Origin of the sequence: Rossellomorea orangium (assembly GCF_019334305.1) — a bacterium.
Lineage (GTDB): Bacteria > Bacillota > Bacilli > Bacillales > Bacillaceae_B > Rossellomorea.
The window spans coordinates 13633-26745 of the sequence record NZ_JAHWGH010000012.1 but is presented as its reverse complement, the minus strand read 5'-3'; the positions used below and the strand labels follow the sequence as shown (position 1 = coordinate 26745).

Genomic DNA, 13113 nt, shown 5'->3' with positions numbered 1-13113 from the left:
GTTTTTCGACACTTTTCTACAAACTTATGATAAGATATTTTTTGCTTATGATAACGATTACAAACGGAGGGGTATATATGAACAAGAAAGCGCTATCATTCAGCCAGATCTTAACGATCGGACTAATGCTCTTCGCCCTATTTCTTGGAGCAGGAAATATGATTTTCCCGCCATTTCTGGGGCAACAGGCCGGAGAACATGTCTGGATCGGGATCATCGGCTTTCTTATTACTGGAGTAGGTCTTCCTTTACTCGGCGTCATCGCCATCGCGAAATCCGGTGGGGACCTTCAAACCCTTGCGAATCGCGTACATCCATTATTCGGACTTATCTTTACTATTGTCATGTACCTTGCAATCGGACCTTTCTTCGGAATACCGCGTACCGGTACCGTCGCGTATGAAATTGGGGTCATCCCTTTCTTACCGGAAGAAGCAGCCAAATACGGAGCTCCATTACTTATTTATACCATCATTTTCTTTGGGCTCACAGCATGGCTTGCCATGAATCCATCGAAGCTCGTAGACAGAATCGGAAAAATATTAACACCATCCCTTATTTTGATCCTGACGATTTTAGTGGTCAAAAGCATCATCAGTCCGATGGGTGATTTCGGTACTCCACACGAAGCGTATCAGGACGGGCCATTATTCAAAGGGTTCATTGAAGGATATCTTACGATGGACACGATCGCAGCCCTTGTGTTCGGAATTGTAGTCATCAATTCCATTAAAGACCGTGGCATCACCAGTAAATCCAGTCTGACCCGGATCACGATCATCGCTGGGTTCATCGCGGCTGCCGGACTTGCCCTTGTTTATTTATCCTTAAGCTATATAGGAGCAAGCAGCACGGATTCCATCGGTGCCCAGGCAAATGGTGGAGCGATCCTTTCAGCTGCAGCAAGCCATCTATTCGGATCAACGGGGACGATCATCCTTGGTCTTGCGATTACGTTTGCATGTATTACAACATCCGTCGGACTCGTTTCTGCGTGCTCTCAGTATTTCGCAAAGATCCTGCCCGTATCTTATCCGAAACTTGTGATCATCATCTCTGTTTTCAGTATGATCATTGCCAACATCGGATTGACTCAGTTGATTGCTGTATCTTTACCTGTACTGATTTTCATTTATCCACTGGCCATAGTACTGATTCTTCTATCATTCATGCACAATGGATTTAACGGTTATTCTCTCGTCTATGTGGGAGCCCTGATTCCAACCGGATTGATCAGTTTGATTGATGGAATCAAAACAGCAGGCGTTGATGTAACAGCTGTCAGTCAATCCCTTGAATTCCTTCCGTTCTACACTCAAGGAATCGGCTGGCTTGTTCCGGCAATGATCGGTGCGATCATCGGATTCGTCATTGCAGCACTTGCAGGACAAACGAAACGGATAATTGAAGCAAGTTAACGCTAATACAAAAAAAGGACTGATGCAGGATAGCATCAGTCCTTTTTATTATTTTCCTTCAAGGTCCATCATTTTCTCGATTTTCTTCAGTGCGCCCGGTTCAACTTTCTCGATGGTAGTGGCCGCTTCTTCCAATGCTTTGCGGTAATCATATTGACGGAAGGCTTCTTCAGCCGTCCTCAGACCTTCACGTACTGAGTTGTATTTGCTGCGGTAGCGGTTTCCGTATTGAATGATCTTTTCCGATAGAACGACATTCTCGATCAGGTCCCCCGTTTTCGTATAAAAATGGTCCACGGTATCTTCCGCCCCTAACAGCGTCTCCTGAATGAACTTCATGTTCAAAGGTTTTTCTGTAAGGCTCGCGTTCACCTGCTCGATCTTCCGGTGTACTTCGTCAAGAAGATCTTTGTAATCCGCTGGTAGTCCAGGTACATTGCTCTTTGAGATCATCCGGCTAGCTTCAGCAACCTTCTTCTTAAGCTCCTGGATTTTTTCCCTGGTAGCCAGTTCATCTTTCCGGAGGTTCTGCAGATAGAGGGAGAACTCGCTCTGCTGTTGATTCAGTTCTTCAAGCCCATTTCTGATTTCCTTTAGTTCATCACTTAAATTAGAAAAAGCAGTTGCATTCGTTTCTTCCTTATTCATGAGCATCTCGTGGCGTTTTGAGAGCTGGATGATTTTCTTATCGATCTCGTTCGGAGTACTAAGGTCTGCATCATGAAGATGGTAACCTTGCTGCACAATACTTAATTCCGATTGAATATCATCATTATCTTCCTTGGCCTTGATCAGCCCCTCAGTCGTTTGATCCCTGTACTGCTGGACAAAATGCTTCGCATGGACTTCTTTTTCCAATAAATCATAAAGGTTCTCAACCTTCACCTTGATTTCCTGAATACCTGCTTCCACTTCTTCAACCTTAAGCTCTTCCAGATTCTTATTGAAATTCAGGAGTGTTTCCTTTAAGGTGGCGACTTCTTTATCCACTTCGATATGGTCCAGCGTATATCCCTGATCCTTCATCTCGGTGTAGCCCGCTTCAAGTTCTGATAATTGGGAAGGCAACACGTTTTCACAATCCGTGATCAGCTTCGGCACCGTCTCCATTTTGTAGGAAACCTCTTTCATTTCCTCCGCAAGGCTAAGCACGATTTCCCGTGCATCAAGATAATTTCCCTGTTCAGTCAGTTCATTGAATTGATTGATTTGTTCAGAAAGCTTATCGAGGACATTTTCTATGTGCTTAGCGGTTTGACCGTATGTATGACGATAGGCGAGGAGCTGCTTCTTACTGTTTCGATACTCTTCCTGAAGAGCCTGTATTTCTTCACGGTTCTTCTCTTCACTACCGACCAGTTCATTCAATTCTTTCAGGATCTGTTCGATATTCTCTTCTGTTTGAGTCAGAACTTGATCGATTCTTGCCAGGACCTCTTTGGTTTTATTAAAGCGAAATTTATCGGTGTACTCTTCTGCATCGAATAGTAGTTCTTCAACATCAGGAAGCTGCACCGCAACAATCTCATCCCATCCCTGTCTCCAGCCGTCAAACAATTCTTCTGTCTGACCCGTCATATTCAGTTGTTTCACTCTGGAAAGCTCGTCTGAAACCGGTTTGTTCATGATATCGATTTTCCAGGCTTCATACCGATCAATTTCAGCGTAATATTTCTTTCTAGAGATAAATCCGATTAGGAATACGATTAAGATAAGTATTATTCCAGCGATGACGTATTGCATCTTAAGCCCCCTGTTCAACTATTCAGTTAGACATCTATATGAATGTGAATGTTTCATTACTAATTTGTCATTGTTATAATGATACCATGTTAACGACATTTTTTGACTATTAATTTCTAATTTTTCAGTGATAAAACGTCAATTTTAGCAAAAATAGTGGGAAATGGATAGGATTGTTGGGTTTTGTATTGATTGCGCTGGCTTTGTAACACCGTTTGGATGAGTGAGTGCTGGTTGATTTCCGTTCCAGGTACTCGCTTTCCGCGGGGCTGGCGGTGAGCCTCCTCGGCTGCGCCTGCGGGGTCTCACCTGTCCAGCGTTTCCCGCAGGAGTCGAGCACCTTCCACTCCAATCAACTTATAAGTTTCAAATACTTATCTTTTCGGGGGCTAATAATCTTACATTTTTTACTTCCCTTATATATAAAATTTACTTGAATTCTGTTCATTTCTCTCACAGCACGCATGATTATTAGAGCAAAAGGAAGTGAAATCTCATGACAAAGGTTGATGGACATGTTCATACGCCGTTTTGTCCTCATGGTAGTAGGGATTCGTTTGAGATGTATGTGGAGAGGGCGATTGCTCTTGATTATAGTGCTATAACGTTTACGGAGCATGCTCCGCTGCCTGAAGGGTTCGCTGATACGACGCCTGATCAGGATAGTGGGATGGATCCATCTCATCTTCCGGAGTACTTTGATACGTTGGACATCCTGAAGGAGAAGTATAACGGTCGAATCCTCATCCGCTCGGGTCTTGAAGTTGATTATATTGAAGGATTTGAAAATAAAACAAAGGAATTCCTTACAACTTACGGACCGCGGATGGATGACAGTATTCTTTCTGTTCATTTCCTTCAGCATGACGGAAAGTGGGATTGTCTGGACTTCAGTCCCGATGTGTTCAAGGCGATGATCGATTATTACGGTTCAGTGGATGCGGTTTATGGGCGGTATTATGAAACGTTATTGAAATCGATCAGGGCTGATTTAGGCGTTTATAAACCGGAGAGGATCGGGCACATTACGTTGGTAAAGAAATTTCAGAAGCTGTTTCCTGCCTCCCATTCGTTCTCAAATGAACTATCGGCCATCCTCCGGGAAATGGCCGATAGAAATCTCGAGCTTGATTATAACGGGGCGGGATTTGTTAAGCCGCATTGCGGTGAGTCCTACCCTCCGCTGGATATCTTGAAAGAGGCCCGGGCGTGGGGGATCAAAACCGTCTATGGATCAGATGCCCACACGGCTGAAGGTCTTGATCAGGGACGGACCTTGATGGATATCTAAAAGAGAAAGAACTCTTCTTCATCCGGAGAAGAGTTCTTTCTTTTTAGATGATAAGCTCTTTCTTCATGACCTCTTTCGCTTCTGAGACAAGGAGGAGGTCGATCCATTGATCGATGTTCTTATAATATTGATCGATGAAGTAGTATTCCTGCGGGAACATTTGCCACACTTCCCTTAACTGCTGGCTGTGTAGAAACGGCATGGTCAGCATGGATTTAAGCTGGATCACCAGGAAGCTCACGGGCTGTTTCTTCAAGGCATGGTCCTTCATTCCCTGTTCAAATAGACGTTTCATATAGTGCCTTTCTTTCATTAAATAGGAGGAAATGATTTCACGGACCACCTGTGAATCGATGGAAACTTCCCTCCAGATGAAACGGGCCAGTTGATGATTGTCACTTTGAAATTTCAATATTTTATAAACCGCCCGCTTCAGGCAGAGATCCGCACTGACATAGTTCAGTGCTTCCACCTCTTCCTGGAGAAAGCGTAAATATGGCTCGAAAAAATGGGTGAAACATGCTTCCAATACACCCTGTTTTCCCTTGAAATAATAGGAGATGGTCGCAGGATTTACGTTCGCCCTCTTTGCAATGTCCCTGACGGACGTCCCATCGAAACCATGATCATAGAAAAGGTACACAGCTGCTTTAAAAATGGACTCTTTCGTCGACTTGGAGGTATCTAGTTTTTTCATATTTCCCCTTCTTTCACAAATAATAGGCGAATGAAAAAAACAGTGGCGAGTAGTATTGTATAAAACTTCATCAGAAAAAAACGAAATCATTGAAGGTTATGAAGAAATATGCTAAAAATGGTTCAATAGATGTTTCTATTATAAATTGTTTACACTAAGAATTCGTGTTTTCGTATGGATTTCCTTTAAGTATTTCTCGACAGGATTTGTCGCCTGGAGGCTATTCGGTAACACTTAGACATGAAATAACGCACAATATGTAGAATTGGGGGAGTTTATGATGTTTCAAGTAGAAAAATATCAAGGTACAAAGGAACAGGGCTTTCGTCTTGTCACAAAACAGTTAAAGGCTTTGTTAGAAGGTGAGCCGAATCAGATCGCGAACTTAAGCAATGCTTCCGCCCTTCTGAACCAATTCATGGATCGCATCAACTGGGTAGGATTCTATTTATTTGAAGAAGATAGCAATCAACTCGTACTCGGACCATTCCAGGGACTTCCTGCTTGTGTCAGGATACCTTTAGGAAGAGGCGTTTGCGGGACATCCGCCAGTGAACAACAGACGCTTCGCGTAGAAGATGTCCATCAATTCCCTGGACACATTGCCTGCGACGCTGCTTCACAATCCGAAATCGTCATTCCTCTCGTAAAAGACGGGAAACTGATTGGCGTCCTGGATATCGATAGTCCGGAAAAAGCAAGATTCAATGAAGAAGATCAGAAATATTTAGAAATCTATACTGAAGAGCTTTTAAGACATCTTTAATACTGTATAATAGGGAGAAAGCCCTGTCGGGAAGATGATATTTCCTTCAGGGCTTTTTTGTGTGCTGGAAGAATTTCGGTCACTTGTTAAAAAGTTCACGTTTTTCTTCCCGCTTTAAAGGGAAAAGAGTAAGGAACATGAGAACGTAATATAGTGAAATCCCATACAATATTCAGATTGGAGTACAGGTAAAAAGAGGTGTAATATGCGAGCTAAGAAAAAAGACTTACCCTATTTATTATGTTTGCTGGTGATGCCGGCATTAGGCTTTATATACACGTTATTGAATACCGATACCCGTGAAGCGGTCATCTTATCTACACAACTGGATGAATGGATCCCGTTCGTGCCAGTGTTCATAGTGCCCTATATTTTATGGTACGCCTTTATTTTAGGATACCTTTTTTATTTCTGGTACAAAGATGTCCCGACGTTCCTGAAAACCCTTGGCATCATTGTCATTGGTGAAGTCGTCTGTTTTGTCATCTATTTTTATTTTCAAACCACGGTACCACGGCCCGAGCTTACCGGAAGCGGGACCTTAGTAGATCTGGTGGGGATGATCTACAGTCATGATCAGCCTTACAATGCTTTCCCAAGCATCCATGTCTTAACGACATTTGCCATTATTCTAGGCAATTTCAATATTAAAGATAAACACTTGTTTCACTCTGCCTTTGTGCCGATCATGGGATCGTTGATCATCGTTTCGACGCTCTTTGTTAAACAGCATTTCGTTCTCGACATGGTCAGCTCGATTTTCTTGACCACTTTCATTTACGGCATCATGTTTGAGCTGTACGGTGTAGGAGCAAAGAAATCCGAGCAGGCTTATTTAGAAGATTAAACCAAAAAAGGAAGGAATACACTTTAATGGATTCCTTCCTTTTTTATATCAGCCAAGTCTATTCTATTTTAATATAAAACTCTTCCACATAGGGATTCTCTGGCTGCTCGACTTTTTCAAATTCCGGATGGGTAATGACTGGCATTTTTCGACCGTTGAAATCCACCGCATCGATGATTCCACTTACATTGACCCATGTATCAGGTTCCAGATTCGCCATGTCCTTGTCCTGGACCAACAATCCGTAAACGGATGCATCTGCGACACAGCAGGATACAACATATCTTGATATGACCGCCTGACTCTCCTCAAAGCCTTCATCCTTATAAATGAATCCCGTCAGTTGCACTTCTTTTCCAACATACTGATCGAGTTTTTCATCCACGATACTGAGGGTTTGAACATATTGTTCATCCCGTACGATGATTTTTTCTTTGCTTCCTACAATGTCTTTGAGCTTTTCGAAGTCTTTCTCGACAGGGAAGTCTTCATATGAATCCAGGGTTGGCTGCAAGCCTTGCTTGGATTCCTGATTCGGCTCCCCGGCATTTTCCTTCTGATCACTAATCGCCGGTGGAGTGGAAAACATCGTATTCCCGATCTTCACGCCTCTTTTTGCCGCGGCGGCACTGTCCAGTACATTATCAGGCAGCAGGAACCCGAGAACGAGAGGGAAGACAAACAGCGTGTAGATCATGAAGGACTTCATAGCCCCTCTCGGCAGCTCATGTCCCTCACAATCACATGAATGACTTTTCGTATGAGATGATGTTCCACGAATGACCTGAATGGCCCCCAGCAACAGGAACACCCCTAACGCAAAATACAGATATCCATTCATTTTAGGGGCAATGAAGTATTGAAGATTAAAGGTCAAAAACAGCTTAAGTAAAAGTAATGCATAACCCAGCAGGATGATTCCCCTTATATACGTATGAAATCGAACGGATGCATTCACTGAACGATCCCTCCTTATAACCAAAATTGAGTGACCATGATACAGAGATAAACGGTAACGGTGACGACTGCAATAAGTAATAAGACAAAGCGCTTTTTAAAATAGGCAAGCATCAATAAAGTATTCTTGAAATCGATCATCGGACCGTACACAAGAAACGCGAGAAGGGATGACGTTGAGAACAGGTTACCGAATGAAGAAGCAACGAAGGCATCTGCTTCTGAGCATAGGGACATTATGAATGCAAACCCCATCATGACTCCAGGTCCTGCCCAATCGTTCGATCCCAATGCCACAATGGCTTCACGATCGATATATGTTTGAAACACAGCTGCCAATAAGGCACCGATGATTAAGAATTTCCCCATATCAAAAAATTCATCACTGGCATGAACCAGTGTTTGCATCAGCTTATTCGACGAATGGTCATGATCATGTTCGTGATCGTGACTCCTTTTCTTAAGGGGATTCTGCCTGCCAAACAGCTTGTACAATAACGCGCCAATGATCAATGCTGCAACGAACGCAATCACCATTCTCCCTATGACGACGGTAAGGTCATTTTGAAACGCATAGTAGGTGGAAAGCAGGACAATCGGATTCAGAATCGGGGCTGTCACCATAATGACGATGGCCAGGTGTGTCGGCATCCCCTTCTTTATCAACCTTCTGGCCACGGGTACGATGGCACACTCACAAACCGGGAGCAGTGCACCCACAAAGACCGCAGGCAGTAACGACAGATAAGGGAACCTCTTCGGTACCAGCCTCTGCAATAAACTCTCCGAAACAAATATTTGAATGAGTGCAGACGCAAATACACCAATTAAGATAAACGGGATTGCTTCTAACAGGATGCTTAAGAATATCGTGATGACATTCACGAGAGAACCTCCAAAGAAGGCATCCGGTAACCATCCTTTTACCCATTCACCGCCTAGAAACAATCCGATGATCAATACAAACAGGAAAAGACCTGTCAGGTCCTGTCCTGCCTTTTTTAGTTCTTTCAAAGATCATAGTACTCCTCTCTCAACAAACCGTAATGATTACGTTTTATTCCATATACTACTTCTATTCTTTCTTGATGTACATTATGACTAATCGATTGATATATCTAATAAAGTCCGAAGATGTTTATGTAGTAGAAGAAGGACATCTCATTTATTATGAATAAGCGATAACCGGTTATGGGTATATCTATTACTCTTCTACTATAAATCCAGGAATCGGATCTTTGAATGCAGTCCAGTCCTCTCCCATTTCCCTGTCCGTTAATAAACAACGGTCCAATGACTGCTCTATTTCTTCCTTGTTCATCTCCAGACCGATAAACACAAGCTCATTCATTCGATCTCCATAAATGGGATCCCAGTTCTCTCTCAATTCCACTTCTTCAGAAAGAATTTCATTTCTTTCTTGTGCAGGATACGCAGCCACCCATTCCCCTGCTCCCTGAATGATAATCGATGGACCAGCCTGGGATAATAAGCCTGTCATGTCATGACGGGTAGGAAGCCAAAAGAATCCCTTTGCCCTTACAATATCGACAGGCCATGCCTCCATCCACTTCATGAAACGTTCAGGATGAAAGGGTTTCTTACGACGGTACACAAAGGAAGAGATTCCATACTCCTCGGTTTCAGGAGTGTGTTCTTCCTGTAATTCTTTTATCCAACCGGCTCCCTGACTTGCTTCTTCAAAATCAAACAGTTTCGTATCCAGTACTTGATTCAACGGGATATTGGAGTGGGTAGCAGAAATGATTTTTGCACCCGGGTTCAGCTTCTGAAGCATCGATTTTAATTCGATGACATCAACGTCCTCTACTAAATCGATCTTATTTAAGACAATCACATTGGCAAACTCAATTTGATCGATCAGTAAATCCACCACTTCCCTTGTGTCTCCTTCATCACTCGCCTGCTTACGGTCCAGCAATGTTTCTCCGCTGGCGAAATCGTGCCAGAAACGATTGGCATCCACAACCGTGACCATTGTATCCAGCCTTGTTTTACTTGTAAGGTCAATGTCCATTTCTTCATCCAGATACGTGAAGGTTTGGGCAACCGGAATCGGTTCAGAAATCCCGGTGGACTCAATGACGATATAATCGATATCCCCCTGATCGACCAGGCGCTGAACTTCTATCATGAGGTCTTCCCTTAACGTGCAGCAAATGCAGCCGTTTTGAAGCTCCACCAATTTCTCTTCCGTTCTGGTAAAACCACCGCTCTTGACGAGAGCAGCATCAATATTCACTTCACTCATATCATTCACAATAACCGCAATTTTTCTATTTTCCCGATTGTGCAAAATATGGTTTAATAACGTCGTCTTTCCTGATCCTAAATAACCGCTTAATACTGTTACTGGTACTCTCATGTTTAACAACCCTTTCTTACTAAAATCAAAATCATTACGATTTAGATGATGTGCCAGATGACGGCTTTTTTCCTTGCACCGGGAACATTCCCACTACGTTTTCTGATGTACATCTATGTAGATCCCCGCCAAAGATGATCCATTCAAACAAGTGATCATCACCTGCACCAATATAAATCGTAACAATTACGCTTTAAAAGTATTTAATCACACAAATGATTGATGTGCAATGAAAAATCTAAAATAAATCGTAATAATTCTTATTTACAAAACGTAATGATTACGATAAAGTGATGATTACATTATTTTAAAGGAGATCAAGATGAAAAATCACCTATTCATTTCACTAGTTCTTATCTTACCCATGTTTCTTTCTGCCTGTAATCAGGCTAGTAAAACCACAGGAAATAACGCCAGTCAATCTGAAGGTGAAGAGTCAATAAGCATCATGACTTCCCTTTATCCTCTTCAATATTTTGCCGAACGGATCGGAGGAGATCTGGTCAAGGTAGAATCCCTGCTCCCACCCGGTTCTGACGCCCATACCTTTGAACCGACATCTAAAGATATGATTAGCATCGCAGAATCAGATCTATTTATTTATAACGGACTTGGGATGGAGTCTTATGCTGAAAAAATCACTAAATCCCTGGAAAACGAGGACACGATCATGGTTGAGGCGACAAAGGGAGTCGATGTCATCGCAAACTCTCACGATCACTCTGAAGAAGGGCATCACGAAGAGGAAGAAGGTGCTAATGAAGAGGAACATCACGAAGAAGAACACCACGAAGAAAGTGATGCCGATCATGAAGAGGAGCACCATCACGGGGATTATGACCCTCACGTTTGGCTAGATCCAACCCGTGCCATTGGGTTGGCTGAAAATATCCGTGACGCTCTCATTGATCTTCACCCCCAACATAAAGATGCATTCAACCAGAACTTCGATGAATTAAAAAAAGATTTAGAGAGTATTGATACTGAATTTACATCATTGGCTCAAGAAAGTGACCATCCAGAGATCCTTGTTTCCCATGCTGCCTATGGATATTGGGAGGACGCCTATGGAATTGAACAATTAGCTGTTGCCGGACTCTCTCCTACCGATGAGCCTTCCCAGAGAGAATTGAAGGAAATCATCGAAACCGCCAAAGAGCATTCCATTCATTATGTCATTTTCGAACAAAACGTCACTACCCGGGTTGCTGAGATCATCCAGAAAGAAATCAATGCAAAGCCATTGAAGGTTCATAACCTTTCTGTATTAACAGAATCGGATATTGAAAACAATGAAAACTACCTTACATTGATGAAGAAAAACATCAAGACTCTCGAGCAAGCCATAAATGATTGATGATGACAGTCTAACCAAACAAGCGCGTGCCACGATATCGTGGCACGCGCTTGTTTCATATATTGAATTTAGGCTACTTCTTCTTTTTCTTACGCCTTGTCCAGAGCCTGTGATAAATCACTCCAAATATCCTCAGGTGCCTCTAGTCCCACGGAGAGCCTTAGAAGAGAATCATTGATTCCCATACTTTTTCTGGATTCTTCAGGCACGACGGCATGAGTCATGGTGGCAGGATGCTGGATCAACGTTTCAGCATCTCCCAGACTGACCGCGATCTTGATCATATCGAGATCATCCATGAATTTCTGTGCTTCTTCCTTCGAGCCTCTCAGCGTAAAGGAAATCATCCCACCCGGTTTTTTCATTTGTTTCTTCATGACTCCGTGCTGAGGGTGATTGACATGTCCAGGATAGATAACCGTTTCTACAGCAGGGTGTTTCGCTAATAAATCAGCAATCTTCTCAGCGCTGTCACAGTGACGGTCCATGCGCACGGCCAATGTTTTTAATCCTCTCAGCAATAACCAGGCATCGAATGGAGAAATGATGCCACCGATATCCTTTTGGGTGGTCATCCGGATTTCGGCCATTTTTTCCTGTGAACCGACGATAAGGCCTGCCACCACGTCCCCGTGCCCGCCGATGTATTTCGTTGCGCTGTGGATGACAATGTCACACCCCAGCTCCAGCGGACGTTGAAGATACGGAGAACAGAATGTGTTGTCCACTACTACGGGAATCCCCTTTTCCCTCGCGACCTTCACAACGAGTTCCAGATCAATGAGCTGCATGGTCGGATTGATCGGTGTTTCTACATAAATGCAGCTTGTGTTCTCCGTGATTTTGCCACGGATCTCTTCTTCTGTATCCATGGAAGAAAAGTCATGTCCGATGGCAAATTTCTCTTGAAGTAGTTCAAGGAGACCGAACGTACAGCCGTATACTCCTTGCGAGCAGAGGATATGATCCCCTGATTTGGTCAGGGAGAACAACACTGCGCTCACAGCCGCCATCCCGGAACCGAAAGCAAGGGCCGCTTCCCCGCCTTCCAATGAAGCCATCCGTTCTTCCAATATGGATACCGTCGGATTCCCCAGTCTTGAATATATATATCCTTCTTCTTCACCGGCAAATCGATTTTCCCCTTGTTTCGCATTTGCAAAGGTATAAGTAGAAGTTTGGTATAAAGGGGGTGCTAAACTATCAAAATGTTGAGACGATTGATACCCCTCGTGAATCACCCGTGTTTCAAAACGTTTCTCTTCTTTCATTCAGTATTCCTCCCAGTATTCCCTTTAAGTCTAAGTAACTACTATTCTAGAATATGATAACCGGGAGGAAAAAGAAAGCGGTTACACTAAAGTGATAAAGGAAGGTGTGGTTTAGGTATATGAAGCCAGTGTCAACATTGGTTCTCAATATGGTGAGGTGCTGGTTGATTTCCGCTACAGGTGCTCGCTTTCCGCGGGGCGTGAGTTGAGCCTCCTCTGGCTTTGCCCTGTGGGGTCTCAACTTTCACGCGTTTCCCGCAGGAGTCGAGCACCTTCCGCTACAATCAACTTTTTGGTTTTTTTACAACTTCAAAGCTTAACTACCTTCACCTAATAGAATATTGAATGTATTGCTTCATTTTTCATTACTGAACTTTGTT

Annotated in this window: 11 protein-coding genes; 5 read left to right on the top strand and 6 right to left on the bottom strand. The window is 43.2% G+C overall.

The features are described from left to right. Nucleotides 1-77 precede the first annotated feature (77 nt). On the top strand, nt 78-1418 hold the full coding sequence (brnQ, locus tag KYJ26_RS06535) for a branched-chain amino acid transport system II carrier protein (RefSeq protein WP_219166484.1): 1341 nt from the start codon (nt 78-80) through the stop codon (nt 1416-1418). A 48-nt stretch (nt 1419-1466) separates the two neighbouring features. Here the strand turns inward: brnQ and ezrA are convergent, their stop codons facing one another. Further along, on the bottom strand, nt 1467-3161 hold the full coding sequence (gene ezrA, locus KYJ26_RS06530) for a septation ring formation regulator EzrA (RefSeq protein WP_219166483.1): 1695 nt from the start codon (nt 3159-3161) through the stop codon (nt 1467-1469). Between the two features lie 496 nt (nt 3162-3657). On the opposite strand from ezrA, the gene hisJ reads away from it, so the two are divergent. After that, nucleotides 3658-4452 carry a histidinol-phosphatase HisJ gene (gene hisJ / locus KYJ26_RS06525; protein WP_219166482.1) on the top strand — a complete coding sequence of 265 codons (795 nt, stop codon included), beginning with the start codon at nt 3658-3660 and terminating at the stop codon, nt 4450-4452. 43 nt (nt 4453-4495) lie between these two features. On the opposite strand, the gene refZ is transcribed toward hisJ, so the two are convergent. Beyond that, the gene (refZ, locus tag KYJ26_RS06520) at nt 4496-5149 is read right to left on the bottom strand and encodes a forespore capture DNA-binding protein RefZ (RefSeq protein ID WP_219166481.1); all 654 of its coding nucleotides are present in this window, start codon (nt 5147-5149) and stop codon (nt 4496-4498) included. A gap of 280 nt (nt 5150-5429) precedes the next feature. Here refZ and KYJ26_RS06515 point away from each other — a divergent pair, with 280 nt between their 5' ends. Both KYJ26_RS06515 and KYJ26_RS06510 read left to right on the top strand, forming a co-directional pair. After that, nucleotides 5430-5915: a GAF domain-containing protein gene (locus tag KYJ26_RS06515; RefSeq protein WP_219166898.1), complete on the top strand. Its 486-nt coding sequence runs from the start codon at nt 5430-5432 to the stop codon at nt 5913-5915. Nucleotides 5916-6120: 205 nt separating this feature from the next. Further along, entirely contained in the window at nt 6121-6762 is a 642-nt protein-coding gene (locus KYJ26_RS06510; RefSeq protein WP_219166480.1) for a phosphatase PAP2 family protein, read from the top strand. A 58-nt stretch (nt 6763-6820) separates the two neighbouring features. Here the strand turns inward: KYJ26_RS06510 and KYJ26_RS06505 are convergent, their stop codons facing one another. The 3 genes from KYJ26_RS06505 to KYJ26_RS06495 all read right to left on the bottom strand — a co-directional run bounded on the left by KYJ26_RS06505 (nt 6821) and on the right by KYJ26_RS06495 (nt 10105). Beyond that, the gene (locus tag KYJ26_RS06505; RefSeq protein WP_219166479.1) at nt 6821-7720 is read right to left on the bottom strand and encodes a TIGR03943 family putative permease subunit; all 900 of its coding nucleotides are present in this window, start codon (nt 7718-7720) and stop codon (nt 6821-6823) included. A 14-nt stretch (nt 7721-7734) separates the two neighbouring features. Further along, on the bottom strand, nt 7735-8733 hold the full coding sequence (locus KYJ26_RS06500; protein WP_219166478.1) for a permease: 999 nt from the start codon (nt 8731-8733) through the stop codon (nt 7735-7737). A 190-nt stretch (nt 8734-8923) separates the two neighbouring features. Next, complete coding sequence (locus tag KYJ26_RS06495; RefSeq protein ID WP_219166477.1) at nt 8924-10105, bottom strand: GTP-binding protein; 1182 nt, start codon at nt 10103-10105, stop codon at nt 8924-8926. Nucleotides 10106-10427: 322 nt separating this feature from the next. On the opposite strand from KYJ26_RS06495, the gene KYJ26_RS06490 reads away from it, so the two are divergent. Further along, nucleotides 10428-11462 carry a metal ABC transporter substrate-binding protein gene (locus tag KYJ26_RS06490; protein WP_219166476.1) on the top strand — a complete coding sequence of 345 codons (1035 nt, stop codon included), beginning with the start codon at nt 10428-10430 and terminating at the stop codon, nt 11460-11462. Between the two features lie 89 nt (nt 11463-11551). On the opposite strand, the gene megL is transcribed toward KYJ26_RS06490, so the two are convergent. Then, nucleotides 11552-12733, bottom strand: coding sequence for a methionine gamma-lyase (megL, locus tag KYJ26_RS06485; RefSeq protein ID WP_219166475.1), 1182 nt, complete (start codon nt 12731-12733; stop codon nt 11552-11554). Between the last annotated feature and the right edge of the window lie 380 nt (nt 12734-13113).

What these genes read in the sequence shown, in the direction of transcription:
- KYJ26_RS06495 (WP_219166477.1), bottom strand. Translation starts at nt 10,105, where the DNA reads ATGAGAGTACCAGTAACAGTATTAAGCGGTTATTTAGGATCAGGAAAG.
- refZ (WP_219166481.1), bottom strand. Translation starts at nt 5,149, where the DNA reads ATGAAAAAACTAGATACCTCCAAGTCGACGAAAGAGTCCATTTTTAAA.
- ezrA (WP_219166483.1), bottom strand. Translation starts at nt 3,161, where the DNA reads ATGCAATACGTCATCGCTGGAATAATACTTATCTTAATCGTATTCCTA.
- hisJ (WP_219166482.1), top strand. Translation starts at nt 3,658, where the DNA reads ATGACAAAGGTTGATGGACATGTTCATACGCCGTTTTGTCCTCATGGT.
- KYJ26_RS06510 (WP_219166480.1), top strand. Translation starts at nt 6,121, where the DNA reads ATGCGAGCTAAGAAAAAAGACTTACCCTATTTATTATGTTTGCTGGTG.
- KYJ26_RS06515 (WP_219166898.1), top strand. Translation starts at nt 5,430, where the DNA reads ATGTTTCAAGTAGAAAAATATCAAGGTACAAAGGAACAGGGCTTTCGT.
- megL (WP_219166475.1), bottom strand. Translation starts at nt 12,733, where the DNA reads ATGAAAGAAGAGAAACGTTTTGAAACACGGGTGATTCACGAGGGGTAT.
- KYJ26_RS06490 (WP_219166476.1), top strand. Translation starts at nt 10,428, where the DNA reads ATGAAAAATCACCTATTCATTTCACTAGTTCTTATCTTACCCATGTTT.
- brnQ (WP_219166484.1), top strand. Translation starts at nt 78, where the DNA reads ATGAACAAGAAAGCGCTATCATTCAGCCAGATCTTAACGATCGGACTA.